We start from the raw sequence: 18,690 nt of genomic DNA on the forward strand, positions 1-18,690 counted from the left end.
CGCTTGCGCGAACAGGACAACGTCGGTGAAACCGTGGTGGTCGCCCAGGACGGGCCGACCGGCAAACAGCTGGTGGCGTATGTGGTCCCGGCCGATGGCCCGCTGGCTAACGAAACCGAGTTTCGCGAGACCTTGCGCCGTGCGCTGAAAATCAATCTGCCGGATTACATGGTGCCGGCGCACTTCATGTTCCTGGCGCAGATGCCGCTGACCCCCAACGGCAAGCTTGATCGAAAAGGCTTGCCGCAGCCGGACGTTACCCAGTCCCAAGGTGTTTTTGTCGAGCCGGTTACCCCTTTGCAGCAGCAGGTAGCGGCCATCTGGGCCGACGTCCTCGGTGTCGAGCGGATCGGCCTCACCGATCACTTCTTTGAACTGGGCGGGCATTCACTGCTGGCCATGCAGGTCATTTCCCGCCTGCGTCAGTTACTAGCGCGTGAAGTAGCCCTGCGCACCCTGTTCGAACAGCCGCAGTTGGAAGGCTTTGTACTGGCGTTGCAAGCGCTGGATAACACCTTGCAGGTACCGTCGATGGTGGCAGTCTCCCGTGCCCGACCGCTGGCGTTGTCCTACGCCCAGGAGCGTCAGTGGTTCCTCTGGCAACTGGAACCCGAGAGCGCGGCCTACCATGTGCCCAATGCGTTGCGCCTGAGCGGGCAGCTGGATCGCTCGGCCCTGCAGCGCAGCTTTGACGTCTTGCTCGCGCGTCATGAAGCCTTGCGCACTGTGTTTGTCACGGACGGCGAGCACACGCTGCAGCACATCCTGCCAATCGCCACATTGCAGCTGGATTTTGCCCGGTTGGAAGGTGCGTCTGCACAACAGGTGCAGGCGCGGGTCGAAGCGGAAATCGCACGGCCTTTCGACTTGCGCCAGGGCCCGTTGCTGCGGGTGAAGTTGCTGCAACTGAGTGAGCAGGAACATGTGCTGGTACTGGTCCAGCACCATATCGTGTCCGATGGCTGGTCGATGCAAGTCATAGTAGATGAGCTGGTGCAACTCTACGCGGGGTTCAGCCAGGGCAGGCCGGCGCAACTACCGGCGATCGCGCTGCAATACGCCGATTACGCGGCGTGGCAGCGTGGTTGGATGGACGCCGGTGAGCGGCAGCGCCAATTGGACTACTGGCGTGAACTGTTAGGCGGCGAACAGCCGGTGCTGGAGTTGCCGCTGGATCATCCACGCCCGGCGGTACAGAGCTACCGGGGTGCCTTGCTGGAAGTCGGTTTGGATAGCGGTCTTGTTACGGGCCTCAAGGCGTTGGCGCAGCGCGAGGGCGTGACGTTGTTCATGCTGTTGCTGGCGTCGTTCCAGACCTTGCTGCATCGCTACAGCGGCCAGTCGGATATCCGTGTCGGCGTGCCGATTGCCAACCGCAATCGTGCGGAAATCGAGCGGCTGATCGGTTTCTTCGTCAACACCCAGGTACTCAAGGTTGATATCGACGGGCAGATGACCTTTGCCCAGCTGTTGCAGCAGGTCAAGCGTCGCGCCCTCGATGCCCAGGCCAATCAGGATTTGCCGTTCGAGCAACTGGTGGAAGCGCTGCAGCCGGAACGCAGCCTCAGCCACAATCCGCTGTTCCAGGTGATGTTCAACCACCAGTCCGAGGCACGTGTACCGCGTGGCGAACAACTGCCCGGCTTGCGGGTGGAAGGGCTGACGTGGGACAGCCAGACCGCGCATTTCGACTTGAGCCTGGATACCCAGGAGTCGAGTGACGGTCTTTGGGCGTCGCTGACCTATGCCACCGATCTGTTTGAGGCCGCCACCATTGCGCGCCTGGCGCAGCATTGGCAGAACCTGCTGGAAGGTGTGGCGCGCGATGCCCTGCAGCCCATCGGCGAACTCGCGCTGCTCGATCACCAGGAGCAGGTGCACTTACTGCAGGAATGGAACAGCGCCGCCCCCGCATGTGCGATTCAACAGGGCGTGCAGCACTTGTTCGAGCATCAGGCGCAACGGCGCCCGGATGCGGTAGCGCTGTGCATGGGCGCGCGGTCCATGCGTTATGGCGAGTTGAATCTTCAGGCCAACCGTTTGGCCCATGCGCTGATCGCCCAGGGTGTCGGCCCGGAAGTGCTGGTGGGCGTCGCGGTGGAGCGCTCGTTCGAGATGGTGGTCAGCCTGCTGGCCGTGCTCAAGGCAGGCGGCGCCTATGTGCCTCTGGACCCGCAATACCCACGCGAGCGCCTGTTGCATATGCTCGAAGACAGCGGCGTGCGGCTGGTGCTGATCCAATCACATATCGACATGCCGTTGCCCGAAGGTATGGCGACGCTGGACCTGAGTGATGCGGACCTGACTCCATACCCTCAGACCAATCCGCAGGTAACGGTCGACCCGCAAAACCTCGCCTATGTGATCTACACCTCCGGTTCTACCGGCAAGCCCAAAGGCGTGGCGATCAACCACGCAGCACTCACCGAATTCTCGAGTATTGCGGCAGGTTACTCGCGACTCACTCAGGAGGATTGCGTACTGCAATTCGCCACCCTGAATTTCGATGGTTTCGTCGAGCAGCTGTACCCGGCGCTGACCCATGGCGCCACGGTTGTCCTGCGCGGCCCGGAGTTGTGGGACAGCGCTCGGCTGTACGAAGAAATCATTAGCCAGGGCATCACCCTGGCCGATTTGCCAACGGCCTACTGGAATCTGTTTTTGCTTGACTGCCTGGCCGCCGGCCCTCGCTCCTATGGTGCATTGCGTCAAATTCATATTGGCGGCGAAGCCATGCCGCTAGATGGCCCAGCACAATGGTTGAAAGTCGGTCTCGGCCGTGTGCGTTTGCTCAACACTTACGGCCCGACCGAAGCCACGGTGGTGTCCAGCGTGCTGGATTGCACGTCCGGTACTGAAACCATCGGCGCCACTGCCAGCCCGATTGGCCGCTCGGTGCCGGGCCGTGCCCTGTATGTGCTGGACCGCGACTTGAACCTGGCACCGCTGGGCGCCGTGGGCGACTTGTATATCGGCAGCCACTGGGGGCTTGCGCGCGCTTACCTGAACCGCGCATCGCTCACTGCCGAGCGTTTTGTGCCGGACCCGTTTGGTCAAACCGGCGAGCGCCTGTACCGCACCGGCGACCTGGCGCGTTACCGCGCCGACGGCGTGATCGAGTGCGTCGGCCGTGTGGACCATCAGGTGAAGATTCGCGGTTTCCGCATTGAGTTGGGGGAAATCGAAGCATTGCTGCTGGCCCAGGACGGCGTACGTGAAACGCTGGTGTTGGCCGCCGATAATCAACTGGTCGCTTATGTGGTCGCCGAGCAGCAAGACGGTGAAACACTCAAAAATGCCCTGCGCGAACAATTGCCGGATTACATGGTGCCGGCGCACCTGATCTTCCTAGACCGCATGCCGCTGAACCCCAACGGCAAGATGGATCGCCAGGCGTTGCCAAAACCCGACGCCAGCCAATCGCAGCAGGCCTGGGTTGCCCCAGTGACTGAGCTGGAGCAACAGGTTGCAGCGGTATGGGCCGATATTCTTGGCGCCGAGCGGGTCGGGTTGACCGATCACTTCTTTGAGATGGGCGGCCACTCGCTGTTGGCGATGCAGGTCATCTCACGCCTGCGCAACCTGTTGGGCCGGGAAGTGGCACTGCGAAGCCTGTTCGAACAACCGCGTCTGCAAGGGTTTGTCGCCGCGCTTTCGACCGACAGCGGCATGCCACTGGCACCGGCGTTGGTTGCGGTCGGACGCGATCAGCCCTTGCCGCTGTCCTATGCCCAGGAGCGCCAATGGTTCCTCTGGCAACTGGACCCGAGTAGCGCCGCCTACCATGTGCCGAGCGCTCTGCGCCTTAAAGGGCGCCTTGACCTGTCGGCACTGCAGCGCAGTTTTGACACCCTGGTAGCGCGTCACGAAAACCTGCGGACTTACCTTCAGCAGGACGGTGAGCGTGCTGTTCAGGTGATCGCCGAGCAGGCCAGCGTTGAGGTCGCCCGGGTCGACATCGGCGCATCAGCGATCCGTACCGAAGTGGAGTCGCAGATCGCGCGGCCTTTCGACCTGACTCAGGGGCCGCTGATGCGGGCGACCCTGCTGCGTGTGGCCGAGGACGATCATGTGCTGGTGCTGGTGCAGCATCACATCGTTTCCGATGGCTGGTCGATGCAGGTCATGGTCGATGAGTTGGTGCAGCTTTACGCCGCTTTCAGCCTGGGCCAGGCACCGCAATTGCCAGCGTTGCCGATCCAGTACGCTGACTATGCCGTTTGGCAGCGCCAGTGGATGGAGGCGGGCGAGAAGACTCGCCAGCTGGAGTACTGGCGCGGCCTGCTCGGCGGTGAACAACCGGTACTGGAGCTGCCGCTGGATCACGCCCGCCCGAGTCAGCAAAGTCATCGCGGCGCGAGCCTGGACATCCAAGTGCCGCCCGCCCTGGTGACGGAGCTGCGCGCGCTGGCCCAGCGCGAGGACGTGACCCTGTTCATGTTACTGCTGGCGTCGTTCCAGGCCCTGTTGCATCGCTACAGCGGTCAGTCGGATATCCGCGTGGGCGTGCCCGTGGCCAACCGCAACCGCGTGGAAACCGAACGGTTGATCGGCTTTTTCGTCAACACCCAGGTGCTCAAGGCTGATATCGATGGCCAACAGACGGTTGCTCAGTTGCTCGCCCAGGTCAAACAGCGTGCGCTGGACGCCCAGGCCCATCAGGACTTGCCCTTCGAGCAGTTGGTGGAAGCCTTGCAGCCTGAGCGCAACCTGAGTTTCAACCCGTTGTTCCAGGTGCTGTTCAATCATCAGACCCAAGCCAGTGGCCGCGATGAAGATGAGCAATTGCCCGGCCTGCACGTCAGTGGCCTGGAGTGGGACAATCATACCGCCCAGTTTGACCTGAGCCTGAACACCCATGAGTCCGCCGAAGGGCTTGCCGCCTCGTTGACTTACGCCACGGACCTGTTCGAGCTTGCCACATTGGCGCGGATGGCGGCCCATTGGCTGAACCTGCTCAATGGCATGACCCGTGATGCCCAGCAGCGTATTGGCCAGTTGCCGCTGCTGGAACCTCAGGAGCAGCAAGCAGCCGTTCACGATTGGAATTCCACCGCGCGAGAATACCCGTTGCAACGTTGCGTGCATCAGTTGATCGAAGAACAGGTCCTCCGCACACCGGATGCGCCTGCCCTGGTGTTTGGTCAACAGTGCCTGGACTACGCCGAGTTGAACCACCGCGCCAACCGACTCGCCCATCGTTTGATCGAAGCCGGTGTGGGCCCGGATGTGCTGGTGGGGCTGGCGGTCGAGCGCTCCATCGAAATGGTCATCGGCTTGTTGGCAGTACTCAAGGCTGGCGGTGCCTATGTGCCGCTGGACCCTGAATACCCGCGTGAGCGGCTGGCGTATATGCTGGAAGACAGCGGTGTGAAACTGTTGCTGACCCAGGCGTATTTGCTGGACCAGTTACCGATTCCATCCGGTTTGGAAACCCTGGTGCTGGGCGGATCTGTGTTCGAACGCTATAGCGAAGAGAACCCGGGCATCGTTTTGCACGGCGAAAACCTCGCCTACGTGATCTACACCTCCGGTTCCACCGGTCAGCCCAAAGGCGCCGGCAACCGTCATTCGGCACTGACCAACCGGCTGTGCTGGATGCAGGAAGCCTACGGCTTGAATGCCCGCGACAGCGTGCTGCAAAAAACGCCGTTCAGTTTCGACGTGTCGGTATGGGAGTTCTTCTGGCCACTGATGACTGGCTCGCGGCTTGTCGTCGCCGCGCCGGGGGATCACCGCGATCCGCAAAAGCTGGTCGCACTGATCAATGCGCAGCGGATCACCACATTGCACTTCGTGCCTTCGATGTTGCAAGCGTTCCTCCAAGATTCGGCGGTTGCCAGCTGTCACAGCCTGGAGCGCATTGTGTGCAGCGGCGAGGCGCTGCCCGTGGATGCCCAGCAGCAAGTCTTCGCCAAATTGCCGCAGGCCGACCTGTATAACCTGTATGGCCCGACCGAAGCAGCCATCGATGTGACCCACTGGACCTGCCGCGACGAAGGCTGCGACACGGTGCCGATTGGTGAGCCCATCGCCAACCTGCGCACTTATGTGTTGGACGCCGACTTGGCACCCGTGCCGGTCGGCGTCGCTGGGGAGCTGTATCTCGGCGGCGCGGGCCTGGCACGCAGTTATCACCGCCGTCCGGCGCTGACCGCCGAACGTTTCGTTCCTTGTCCGTTCCACAACGGCGCGCGCCTGTATCGCACTGGCGATCGCGTGCGCCAGCGTGCAAATGGCGTCATTGAATACCTGGGCCGTCTTGATCATCAGGTCAAGCTGCGCGGTTTGCGTATCGAGCTGGGAGAAATCGAAGCCCGCCTGCTTGAACACCCGGTTGTGCGTGAGGCCACCGTGCTGGCAGTCGATGGCAAGCATCTGGTGGGTTACCTGGTGCTGCAACAGGCCGGCGACGATTGGCGCGAGCGGTTGAGCGCCTATCTGGCCAGTCACGTGCCGGACTATATGGTCCCGGCGCAATGGGTAGTGCTGGAACAGATGCCCCTGAGCCCCAACGGCAAGCTAGATCGCAAGGCCCTGCCCAGACCGCAAGCGAGCGACCGCGATTACGTTGCACCACAGACCGGACTGGAACAGCAGCTTGCCGCCGTGTGGGCGCAAGTGCTGGAGGTGGAGCGTGTGGGGTTGCACGACAACTTCTTCGAGCTGGGCGGCCACTCGTTGCTGGTGTTGTTGCTCAAGGACCGCATCCACAAGGCCTGCGGTGTCACGCTCGCCGTCAATCAACTGATGCTGCACCCGACGATCGCAGGCCAGGCGCGCTGTATCGAGGGGGATGTCGGTGGCTCGTTGATCGTCAGGCTCAACAGCCAGACCCAGGGCACGCCGCTGTACCTGTTCCACCCAAGCTTTGGCTCGGTGCATTGTTACAAGGCTATCGCCCTGGCATTGCGTGAGCAGCGTCCGGTGTTGGGTGTGATTTGTCGGACCTTGGTGGAAGAGGGCGTTGAGGTGCCGACCTGGGCGCAGATGGTCGAGGACTACACCCAACAGCTGTTGCTGGCCCAGCCCCACGGCGCCTTCCGTCTGGGCGGCTGGTCACTGGGTGGCAACCTGGCGATGGAGGTGGCGTACCGCCTGGAACAAGCTGGCCGGACCGTGGAATTGCTGGGCTGGATCGACGCGCCGCCGCCTGCACGCTTTACCGCATTCTGGCAAGAGGGCGCGCGGGTGGACGAGCGAGTGATTTCCGCCGCCGAACGCCGCGTGGATTTGTTGGCGGTGATGTTCCCGGCGTATGCCGAGCAGATTCGCAACGTCTGGCATATGGCTGCCGGCGAGCAGGATGAGCAGTGGCAACGTGTGTCCGAGTGGGCCGAACTGACCCTGGGCGACAGCTTCCGCGTGCTCAAGGATGAGTTGCAAATCGGCGGCGAGACTGAGCGTTCCTGGGCGCTCAAGCAGGTGCTGGACGAGCGCCTGCAAGACGCCGACTACCGTGCGATCAAGGCTCCGGTCAATTGCTGGTGGGCCGCCCTGAGCGAAGGCGGTATTCACCAGGCGCTGATTGAGACCGGCATGCGCGAAGTGATTGGCCAGTCAGGCATCCAGCGCTCGGTGGTGATCGACACGACACACCATCGGATCGTGGACAACGCCGAGTTCATCAGCAGTTTTGTCTCGGCAATGGAGTAAGCGGTTGCGGTAACAGACGCCCCTGGCCAGTGATGACCAGGGGCGTTTTGCTGTCTGGTGTCCCCCTCGCCGGCAAGCCGGCTCCTTCGGGTATACGCCTTTTTCGTAGGAGCCGGCTTGCCGGCGAAAAACCCCTGGCACTGCATTCACCCAGGCATGCGCAACGGGTACAAAAAAGCCCCTGGTCACGTGACCAGGGGCTTTTCTTTTGGGGGGGCTTAGAAGTCCCAGCGTGTGGTGACCATTACGTTGCGTGGATCGCCAGGGTAGGCTGAGTCATAGAAGCCGATGTTGGTGTAGTAGTGCTTGTCGAACAGGTTGTTGACGTTGAGGGTCGCCGAGAGGTTTTCGGTCACTTGGTAACGGGTCATCAAGTCAACCAGCCAGTACGGGTCCTGGGTGAACTTCTCGGAGCGGCCGCCACCGGGGTAGCCCCAGTTGTTGACGGTCTGCCAGCCGGCGCTCTGCCAGCGTGCGCCGCCACCAATGGTGAGCTTGTCCAGGTTGCCCTGCAGTTTGTAGGTGGTATAGAAGCTCACCTGATCTTCCGGTTCCCAGGTGGCAACCTTCTTGCCATCGTCATCGCGGGCGATCTTATGGGTGTAGCCCGCTTGCAGTTGCCAGCCTCGGGCGAGTTCGCCGGAGATTTCCGCTTCGTAGCCCTTGGTCTTGGTCTTGGTGCCGATGTACGAGAAGTCGACGCCTGGCTGGGAGTTCCAGGCGGTATCGGCAAGGGGACGGTTTTCTTCGTGTACTTCGAAGTAAGCGAGGCTGGAGTTCAGGCGGCCTTCGAAGAATTCACCCTTGAGGCCCAGTTCATAGTTCTTGCCTTCGTTCGGGTCGAGCATGGTACGGGTACGTGTACGGTACTGGGTTTGTGGCTGGAAGATTTCGGTGTAGCTGGCATACGCGGTGAAGTTGTCGTTCAGGTCATACGTCAAGCCGGCGTAGGGCACTACCTTGCCGCTTTCCTGGGTGTCGCTGGTACCGGTGACCTGATAGTTGGCGATACGTGAGCCGAGTAACAGGTGCAGCTCATCCGTCAGGCTGAAACGGCCAGTCACATAGGTACCGGTCTGGCGGGTGGTTTCGTCATTGATCTTGGTGGCAGTCCACAGCGGCTCTATGGCCTGGCCGTGCCAGTTGTAGAAGTCATAGGAGTTGTTGAAGTAGGTGGTCGCGGTGTAGTCCTTGGCTTTCCATTTGGAGATGGAAAGGGACTGGCCGATCACCAGTTCGTGTTCGCGGCCGAACAGCTCGAATGGCCCCGAGGCGTACACATCGAGGCTGTCGCTGGTGGTGTCGCCGACGTATTTGCGCGCATAAATGGAGCTGGCCGTGGCGGAATCCTGGGAAATGTAGCCCAGCGGCGCGTTATAGCCATTGATCTGGTGGTTGTACTGGCCCTTGGTGACCCAGCCATTGTCGAACGTATGTTCCAGGGTGGCGAACGCAGTGCGGCTGTACTGCTCCCATGAGCCCCATTTTGGGCCGTTGTTGAACGAACGCGGCAGGTCCAGCTTGTTGCCGGTAGCATCAAAGATGGTGCGCGTTCCGGTCCAGCTGGAGCCTTTCGGGTCGCTGTCCTGGTAGTCGGCGCCAACGGTCAGCAGGGTGTTTTCGTCCAGGTCGAATTCGAGGATGCCGTAAAACACACCTGTCTTGCGCGAATAGTGGTCGAGGAACGAGTGTTTGTCCTGATAGGCCGCAACGGCACGGCCACGCACGTTACCGGTTTCGGTCAGTGGGCCGCTGACGTCGACCTGGGAGCGATAGTTATCCCAGGAGCCGGCGCCCAGCTCGATGCTGCTCTTGAACTCGGAGGTCGGCTTTTTGCGGATCAGGTTGATGGTACCGCCCGGGCCGCCGGCGCCGGTGAGCAGGCCGGTGGCGCCCTTGAGCACCTCGACGCGGTCGTAGATCGCCATGTCGGTCAGGGTCTGGCCGGCCGAGTATTGGGCGTCGCGCAGGGTCGGAATACCGTCGTATTGGAAGTTGACGATAGAGAAACCACGGGAATAGTAGTTGGTGCGCTCGGTGTCATAGGTCGACACGGTGATGCCCGGGGTGTGGCGCATCACGTCATCGATAGCGTTGAGCCCGAAATCATCCATCACCTGACGCGTCACCACCGAAATCGACTGCGGCGTTTCCCGTGGCGTCAGTACCAGGCGCGTCGCCGTGGCGATGGTCCCCGGGGTATACGAACCCGTGCCTTCTGTCACGGTGCCCAGCTGGTTGGCAGTGACCTGCGTGGTCCCCAGCTCCAGCCCCGAAGACGCGACCGCGCTGATGGTGATCGTGTTGCCCTGCTGGCCATAACTGACGCCTGCGCCCTTGAGCAGGGTGGCGATGGCCTTGATCGGATCTTGCTTGCCCTTGACCGCGGTGCTGTTCTTGCCTTGCACATCTGTCGGGCTGTACAACACCTGCAGGTTGGTCTGGCGACCAAATTCCTGCAGCGCCGTCCCCAACGGCTGTGCGGGAATGTCGATCTCGATCTCCTGGGCCTGCACATAACTGGCCATGGGCAGGGACACCGCGAGGGCAAGCGCGCAAGGCTTGAGGTTGAAGTTCAGTGCCCGTCGCATTGATAGCGCTTTGCTCAGGGGGCTGAGACCGAGTCGTACTGACATGGATGCGTTCTCTTCTGTGTTTTTAGGTTGGCAGTTTATAGGTGTTTATTGAGGTCAATTCTCATTACCACTAGTGAGACGTTCCTACCTGCAGAAACCGGAAAAGAATTTTCAGGCCGGTGCCATTTCGTGCACCACCTGGCCCGCACGCAGCCGCACCAACTGATCGGCGATATCGAAATAGCGGTCGTCATGGCTGATCACGATGATGGTCTTGCCCAGGCGCTTGAGGTCCGGCAGCAGCTCGGTGTAGAAGACGCGGCGGAAAGCCGGGTCCTGGTCGGCGGCCCATTCGTCGAACACCAGCACCGGGCGTTCTTCCAGCCAGGCATTGACCAGCGCCAGGCGCTTGCGCTGGCCGGTGGAGAGGTCGGTGGTGCTGAACACGCCGTCCTTGACGCTGACCTTGTGCGCGATTTCCAGGCGCTCCAGGTATTTGGCGGCACTGTCCAGCGACTGCGTGGCGCTGCCTTGGACCAGGTCATCGAACAGGTAGTAGTCGGCGAAGACCGTGGTGAACAATTGGCGGTAGTCGTCGCGCGCGGTGTCGGTCACGGTGTCGCCGTTGAGGCGGATTTCGCCGGCGTGGGGTTGATACAGGCCCAGCAACAGCTTGACCAGGGTGGTCTTGCCGCAGCCGTTCTCGCCGACGATAAACACGATATCGCCCTGCTTGATGCTCAGGTTGATCGGCCCCAGGTGGAACGGCTGGCTGCCTTCCACCGGTGGCGGGCTGTACGTCACGCCGCGCAATTCCAGGCTGTTGACCACCGGCGTGGGAGCTTCGCTGCCATCCATCAGCAGGTGGGGCTCGGGGGACGAGAAGCGGTCAGACAGTTCGGAGATCCGCGCAAAGGCAATGCGCGCCTTGCCGATGATCGGCAAGTAACCCACCACATGCTCCAGCGGGCCTTTCATGTACAGCAGCACCAGCACGAAGCCGGTGATCACTGCCGGGTCCGGGTTCGGGCTATAGGCCTGCATGGCAAGGGCCAGGCCGATGACCACGAAGAACAGCATCGAGCCAAAGGTCTTGGCGACGATGTAGATGTTCACCGAGCGCACCTGGATATCGCTGATCCGGTCAGCGGTTTCCTGGATGCGGTGAGTGTTCATGCGATAGCGGCGGGGCCGGTGGATGCGCAACTCCTTGGCCCCCGAAGCGATTGCAGAGTAGTAGCGTTGCAACTCGTCTTCCAGGTCGCGGGCCTGGTCGAAGCCGCGAATCCCCTTGTGCCCGGCAATGAATTGCACGCTGCTGCCAATGACGATGGCGACGATCATCATCAGGAACATCGGCACCGACAAGTACGCCAGGTAGCCCAGGCAGCCGAGGGTCACGGTCGTTGCGATGGCCAGTGGGGTGAACGCGAAGGAAAAGTCACTGATGGTGTCGACGTCGTGGGTCAGCACCGGAATCAGCCGGTGGGAGCGATACTGCTCAATCTGTTCGATGGGGGCCGACAGAACCTTCTCGCCGAGCTCCTTGCGCAGTGCTGCAATGATCCGCTGGCCCACGTAGTTGGTGCCGATATCCGACACGATCGAACTGGTCAGCGCCAGCACGCACAGCGCCGCAAATGTCAGGATCACCCCCTGCGTCATCCCGGTGGAGGAGTGCAGGGCGTTGTTGATGGTCGCCAGCAACAACGTGATGGCCAGGCCGCCGGCCATGCCCAGGGCGACGGAAACGATCACGAGGGTGCGAAAGGGCCTGAGCAATGCGAGCAAACCGTTGAAGGCGCCGCGCTTGGGGTCGGTCATAAATACTTCCCGGAAAATGAAAAAGAGGGGGCTGGGCACACAGACCCTTACCCATGACAAACGAAGGATTGGCGCGACTATTTAGCTCGGCGTGCCCGGCGGGGGCGGGGGCGGATAAATTGCACGAGGGCTGGTTCGTTCTTGTGGTGTAGGCGCACGCGTATTGGCGCGTGCCTGATCTATCCAGCGAGAGCGAAACAATGACGAAAAAGAATCTGGTGTACGTGTGGTCCCTGCGCAATGCCGCCGCCGACAAGGCCGGGCAGCCGGTGGCCTACAAGGACCACGAGCGCTACATGATGTCAGTGCTGGAATCCCTGGCCGGGGCGCTGAATGACACGCCGCTGGGCGAGGCCTACAACCTGGTGGGGGTGGTGTACGACGATGACGAGCAGAACCCGCGGGACCAGCAATTGGTCAGTGACTACGGTTTTGCCTACCAGCCGGGGCGCCAGTGGCTGTACCCAGCCGATCTGCGGGTGCAGGGGCGCCTGGTCAATGATTTGCTGTTGAGCGTGCCGTCTACCTATCGTCGCCTGCCACGGGGCAGTGCGGAACACATCGCCGGCAAGCAGGATTTCGAACGCCGCCTGCACGACACGTTGGTGGAATTGAAGGCCGATATCGTGGTGCTGGACGGTCTGCTGGTGATCCTCGATGAGCTGGTACGCCCCGGGGCGCCGTTTGCCCGCCGCATCATGAACATCCACCCGGGCATTACCCGCATCGAGTCGCCTTACGAGCGCCGGGGCGCCTATGCAACCTGGAACGCCCTGTATGGCGCACGCGGGCTGACTGTGACGGATTGGGCGACCAAGGCCACGACGCCATCGGAGCCGCTGTACCTCACTGGCGCCTCGTTCCACTACGTGGATAACGGCATCGATTCGGGCGAAGTGTTCCACGACGTGCTCAAGACCGAGATCTCGCCTGAAGACACCATCCTCGAGTTGCGCTGGAACAACTTCAACAACAGCCTGTTCCCGGCGTTGCACGAAGGGTTGGCGTTGTTGGCACAAAAGGGCTTCTAAAGCAGCCACGGCTAAACAAGGTGGGAGCGGGCTTGTTCGCGAATGCGGTGCATCAGTCGACTTATCCGGTGACTGTCACACTGCATTCGCGAGCAAGCCCGCTCCCATGGAGGCTTCCTGCGTTACTACAGGTCGCGCACTACCCTGAACCCAATCCAATCCCCCCGCGTTTGCGGGTAGATGGTGTTGCGGTTGCCCGAGCGCGAGAACACCGGCGCTTCGCCCCAGTCATTGCCGCGAATCATGTAGCCCTCGCAGTTCGGCTCCATCCACGCACTGCCGTCGGTGGGCGCGCCGATGTAGTTGGGGTGTTCGCAGTCAGCCACCCGTTCGTAGACGTTGCCATGCATGTCGTACAGGCCGAAGGCGTTCGGTGGGTAGCTGCCGACCGGCGACGAGTAGCTGTACCCATCGTCTGGACCATAGGTGTTGGCATGCTTGGCGATGCTGTAGCCCTTGCCTTCATCGAACGGGAAGGGGAACGGCCCGGTTGAGCCTGCGCGCGCGGCATATTCACGTTGGGCTTCGCTGACCATGTGGTATTGCTGGCCGGTTTTCTTCGACAGCCAGGCCACGTAGTGCTTGATGTCGTCCATGTCCATGCACACCGCCGGCTGGCGCGGGCCCTGGGGATAGCGCGGCTTGCTGGCGATGCACTCGCGGCCGGGGCGCGTGTCGCCATCGGCGATCTTCACGCCGGTCTGGCGGACATAGCTGTCCCATTCGCCAGCGGTGATGTGGAAGCGGCTCATGGCGAATGGCTTGGCGAAGGTCACGTCGTGCATCGGGCCTTCATCCGGTTCGCGGCCGACTTCATCTTCCGGCGTGCCCATGGTGAAGGTGCCAGCGGGCAGCACCACCATTTCCGGGCAGTCCTTGCAGTCCTTGAACACCTTGCCGGGTTGTGGCGCGGCGGCCTGGGCCAGGCTTGGCAACAAGGCACCGCACAGGGCGGTGAGTGCCAGTGCCGTGAGGGGTTTGTTCATGGAGTCCTCTCATTCAACGTGGAAAAAGTGTGCGTTACACCCGCTGGCCCAGCACGGTCATGAAACGCTGGATCTCATCGGAATCATTGAGCAGGCCGGGTGCGGTGCGGATCACCGGGCCGACATCACGGTCCACCGCGTCGATGACCACACGGTTTTTCATCATGTAGGCCGCCACGGCATCGCTGTCCTGGCCCTTGACCCGGAAGAAGGTAAAGCCGGCCGACAGCTCGGGGCTGCGTGGGGTAACCAGTTCGATCTTCGGGTGCGTCAGCAGTTGATCTTTCAATTCGGTATTCAGCGCATGGATGCGCGCCTGCACCTGCGCCTTGCCCAGCTGCAAATGCAGCTTGAAGGCCTCGTCCGCCGCCCAGCGATGCTCGAAGGCGTGGTAGCCGCCCGGGGTCATGATGGTGGCGAAGTCCTTGTCTTCGGAGAAGGTCGGCACCATGGGGGTCACGTATTTGTTGTCCGGATCGCGGGCGCACACCAGTCCGGTACCGCGTGGGCCGAACATCCACTTGTGGGTGCCGGCGATGAAAAAGTCGCAATGCATGTCCGGGAAATAGAGGTTTTCCACGCCGAAGCCATGCACGCCGTCGACCACGTAGAGGAGGCGGTCCCTGTCGTCGCGGTGGCGGTTGTGTTCGTCCACCAGCTTGCCGATCTCGCCGATGGGCAGTTTCACGCCGCTGCCGGACTGCACCCAGGTCATGCCCAGCACGCGGGTGTTGGGGCGGATATTGCGCTGGATGTTGCCCAGCACCTCGTCGACGGATACGCGGTTGGCATTCTCGAACAGGCGAATCTTGCGGACCTGGGTCTGCTCCTTGCGTACGCGAAAATCCAGGCTGAACGCGGTGGCATAGTGTTCGTGGACGGTGGTGAGGATCTCCTGGTCAGGGCGTACCTTGATCCCGCCGTAAATCATCGCCAGCCCTTCGGAAGTGCTGCCGGTGAGGGCGATCTGCGGCGGTGTGGCCTTCAGGTAGCGGCCGGCCCACTCGCGTACCTGGCCTTCACGCTTCCAGGCTTCCTGCAAGTCCCAGTCCATGGCCAGCCCTGGGTTGCGGTCGATCTGTGCGCGGTAACGCTCGATGGCGTCGCGCACCGGCTTGGGATGGGTAGCCACCAGGAAGTTCGAAAAGTGCAGGTAATTGGGGTCCTGGTTGAACAGTTGCTTGAGCCCCGTCCATGGGTCATCTGCTGCAGTGGCGGCGAGTGCCTGTGGGAGCAGGGCGGCACCCAGTGGCAGGCTGGCGGCAAATACACCCGCTTGCTTGAGAAACGTACGGCGGTCGGTCATGGACTGGCTTCTAGGTGATTAGCGATTGGCCAAGGGCTTGGCGGCTTTTTGTACTTGGTCCCACACCCGCAGGAAATTACCTCCCCACAGCTTGGCGATATCGGCTTCGGAATAGCCGCGCTGGATCAGTTCGGCAGTGACGTTGCGTATTTCGCCGACGTTGTTCCAGCCCTGGACGCCGCCGCCATCGTTGAAGTCGGAAGCTAGGCCGACATGGTCGATGCCGATCTTGCGCACGGTGTAGTCGATGGCACCCCCCAGGTCCTTGAGGGTGGCCTTGGGTTCTTCATCGAGGATGCCGTACAGCGCGCTGGCGTACTCGCCGAACTTGTGTTCCGGCCAGGCGGCAATGATTGCGTCGCCCGGCATCAACGCCACGGCCAGGTTGGGCAGCGGTGGCAGGTCGAAGCGTGCGCGCAGGGCGTTGAGCTTGTCCTGGGTCGGCTGGCTCAGCGGGCGCAGGTAGGCGGAGAAGCCCACGATCTGCACCACGCCGCCGCTGTTCTTGATCAGTTGCAGTTCTTTGTCGCTGAGGTTGCGCGGGATATCGACCGACGCGCGCGGCGCCGAGTGCGACGCCACCATGGGTGTGCGGCTCAATTGCGCCACTTGCTCCAGGGCCTTGGTCGACATTTGCGACACGTCGATGATGACGCCCAGGTCATTGAGGCGATGCACCGCTTGCTTGCCAATGTCCGACAAGCCGTCGAGGGCGTCGGTGGAGTCATTGAAAAACGGCAGGGGCCGCGATGAATCTGACCAGGCGTTGTTGCCCACATAGCTGAAACCGAACATGCGCATGCCGCGCGCGGCCCACAGGTCCAGCAGGTTCAAGTCGTTGCCCAGCGGGTAGGCGTTGAGCATGCTGATGAAGATCGCGAACTTGCCTTCGCCGTGCAGGCGCCGGAAATCGTCCGGGGTGTAGGCGATGGCGACCTGGTTGGGGTAGTCGCGCACCATGCCGCTGATGATCTTGTAGCGCACTTCCTGTTCGTTGCGCGCAGCCTCGACAAAGCCGTCGGTGGGCTTGTGCGGGGCGTTGGGGCCGTTCCAGATTTCCGGCCAGCCGAAAATCGTCAGCGCCGCACCGGACAAACGCCCGCGTGCCGCCTTGGCCAGGTCGAACTGGCCTTCACCGTCCTTGTCGGCCTCGTTGCCGGCAGTGCCGAAATCCACGGGCACGGTGATATGGCTGTCGAACGACAGCAGCCGATCCTGCATTTCATTGGCTTGCTTGATCACTGCCAGCGGGTAACCGGCATTGCCCTTGAACCAGTGATTCCAGACCAGGAAACCGGCCCCGGCCCCGATGGCCAGTGCCAGCGGCAAGCCGATATACAGCGCCTTTTTCGAACGTGGTTTTGTCATTGCCATCTCAGTCAGTTGAGGCCTTCGCTATCAGGGAAGGACGAGTGATGGCCGGGGAAATTTAGGCGGCGAGGGCGCGCCGGTAAATTTCCCCGGCGGGCAAACGTTCTAGCTCTGATAAAGCCGTTTCCTAAGGTAGACAATGACCATCTCTCGACGTGGGTTCATCGCAGGCCTGGCACTGACAGGCGCCGCTGTGCCCGCCGCCTTCTATGCCCATCGCGAGTTGACGCGCGAAGAAGAATTTCCCATCATCCCCGGCGAAGCCACGGTGGACCTGGCGGACACCGCCGGCCAGCACCTGGCGAACACGCTGCGTGGGGTCTGGGACCTGCGCCTGGAAGGCCGCGACGCCGGTCTCAAGGGCTTGCCGCTGGAAGGCCTGGCGCTGCTGCTCGACATCGCCCCCCGTGGACGTGGCCTGCGCGGCTACCTGGACACCGCCGTCAACTTGCGCGCCGAGGGCGAACCGCGTTACCGCGTGCTGGGCGATCTGCTGACAGGGGAAAGCGCGGTGCTCTACTGGCGCCTCATCGACCGTGATTCGGCCGATGGCACGCCGGCCTATGAGTTCAAGATGACCCTTGACCAGGTCTGGGCCGACTTCGCCAACGCCGGCAGCAGCACCCTGAGCGGTCAGATCCTCGACCTGGATCGACCGCTGGCGCTGGTTGAACGCGATAGTCGCTTCATCGCCCATAAACAGGGGTTCCCCGAGGCCCGCCAGCGTATCGGGCTCAACCCGACCCTGCTGGCCTGGCTGGTCGCCCCTGAGCACCGGCTGTTTCACCAGCTGTGGCACGCCACCCGCGACCAGTGGCACAAACTCTCCGAAGAAAAACGCGACGCCTTGCGCGGTATCGGCTGGCAGCCTGGCCCGCGTGGACAGGAGCGCGACGCCCGGGGCAAACGCAAGGACCGCAACGGCTCGGGGATCGACTTCTTCTTTATGCATCGGCACATGCTCGGTACGGCGCGTTCCATGCAGCACCTGCCTTCATGGCCGCGCTTCCCCGAGCCGCAGCCGGACCTGGAGCGTGATCGCCTGGGCTTTCTGCGCTACTTCGACAACCACGACGGTTTCGCGCTGCCGCCCACCTGGTTGGCGCCGGATGACAGCGAGTACACCCAGTGGGTCAGCGACATCAAGGCTGCCGAGACGTATCACAGCAACTTCCAGGTGTGGGAGTCCCAATACCGCGACCCGCGCTACCTGGCCAAATTCACCCTGGGGCAGTTGGGCTCCGAAATGGAACTGGGCCTGCACGACTGGCTGCACATGCGCTGGGCTTCGGTGCCGCGCGACCCGTCCAATGGCGCACCCGTGCCCATGGCCCGCGACCCCTCCGACTTCGCCCCACGCTGGTACGCCGCGGAGAACGACTTCCTTGGCGACCCGTTCTCCTCCCACGTCAACCCGGTGTTCTGGCACTTCCATGGCTGGATCGATGACCGTATCGAAGACTGGTTCCGCGCCCATGAGCGTTTCAATCCGGGCGAAGTCAGCCGTATGGAAGTCAATGGTGTGGCCTGGTTCGCACCGGGCCGCTGGGTGGAGGTCGGCGACCCCTGGCTGGGCCCGGATACCCATGGCTGCAGCACCACGCCGGGCTTGCAGATGGGCCGGTCGATGGAAATGGACCCGGAGACCATGAAGCTGGCGCTGCGCATTACTTTCGGTGAAGACGAAACGCTGTTGCAGGGCCTATTCAAGCGCGTGCCGAGACGGCCGTGGTACGCCCGTCACCTGAAATTGACCCGCGACTGAACCTGTAGTGAGTCAGCTCAGCACGGCAATACGGTATTCACACTGAGATTGAACCAACCCAGATTCCCCTTGTCCCCGCTTCCCATGTCACCCCCCGCCTGCCAAATCCCTTAATTTTCCAAGCCTGCCGGAAGCCTCTCCAGGCCCCGGCTGTGCCCGCGTTTTTTGGGGGCGC

The 18,690-nt window shown here is 62.1% G+C and carries 8 protein-coding genes; 3 read left to right on the top strand and 5 right to left on the bottom strand.

From position 1 onward, the window contains the following. A partial coding sequence (locus CQ002_RS25030; RefSeq protein ID WP_146117482.1) for a non-ribosomal peptide synthetase occupies positions 1-7,656 on the top strand: 7,656 nt, incomplete at its 5' end. A gap of 218 nt (positions 7,657-7,874) precedes the next feature. Here CQ002_RS25030 and CQ002_RS25035 read toward each other — a convergent pair. Continuing rightward, a complete protein-coding gene (locus tag CQ002_RS25035; RefSeq protein WP_034104318.1) occupies positions 7,875-10,247 on the bottom strand; it encodes a TonB-dependent siderophore receptor in 2,373 nt (790 codons plus the stop codon). A 156-nt stretch (positions 10,248-10,403) separates the two neighbouring features. Further along, positions 10,404-12,056 (bottom strand): cyclic peptide export ABC transporter, encoded by a 1,653-nt coding sequence (locus tag CQ002_RS25040; protein WP_105162029.1) that lies wholly within the window; start codon positions 12,054-12,056, stop codon positions 10,404-10,406. Positions 12,057-12,256: 200 nt separating this feature from the next. Here CQ002_RS25040 and CQ002_RS25045 point away from each other — a divergent pair, with 200 nt between their 5' ends. Beyond that, positions 12,257-13,087: a N(5)-hydroxyornithine transformylase PvdF gene (locus CQ002_RS25045; protein WP_034104322.1), complete on the top strand. Its 831-nt coding sequence runs from the start codon at positions 12,257-12,259 to the stop codon at positions 13,085-13,087. Positions 13,088-13,212: 125 nt separating this feature from the next. On the opposite strand, the gene CQ002_RS25050 is transcribed toward CQ002_RS25045, so the two are convergent. From CQ002_RS25050 to pvdM, 3 genes are read right to left on the bottom strand one after another with little or no spacing between them, the layout of a single operon-like run. After that, positions 13,213-14,073, bottom strand: coding sequence for a formylglycine-generating enzyme family protein (locus CQ002_RS25050; protein ID WP_105162030.1), 861 nt, complete (start codon positions 14,071-14,073; stop codon positions 13,213-13,215). A gap of 34 nt (positions 14,074-14,107) precedes the next feature. After that, positions 14,108-15,379 (bottom strand): aminotransferase class V-fold PLP-dependent enzyme, encoded by a 1,272-nt coding sequence (locus CQ002_RS25055; RefSeq protein WP_105162031.1) that lies wholly within the window; start codon positions 15,377-15,379, stop codon positions 14,108-14,110. Positions 15,380-15,397: 18 nt separating this feature from the next. Further along, on the bottom strand, positions 15,398-16,747 hold the full coding sequence (pvdM, locus tag CQ002_RS25060; RefSeq protein ID WP_105162032.1) for a pyoverdine-tailoring dipeptidase-like protein PvdM: 1,350 nt from the start codon (positions 16,745-16,747) through the stop codon (positions 15,398-15,400). A 142-nt stretch (positions 16,748-16,889) separates the two neighbouring features. On the opposite strand from pvdM, the gene CQ002_RS25065 reads away from it, so the two are divergent. After that, positions 16,890-18,515, top strand: coding sequence for a PvdJ/PvdD/PvdP-like protein (locus tag CQ002_RS25065; protein WP_105162033.1), 1,626 nt, complete (start codon positions 16,890-16,892; stop codon positions 18,513-18,515). Positions 18,516-18,690 lie beyond the last annotated feature (175 nt).

Origin of the sequence: Pseudomonas sp. MYb13, assembly GCF_002980075.1 — a bacterium.
GTDB lineage: Bacteria > Pseudomonadota > Gammaproteobacteria > Pseudomonadales > Pseudomonadaceae > Aquipseudomonas > Aquipseudomonas lurida.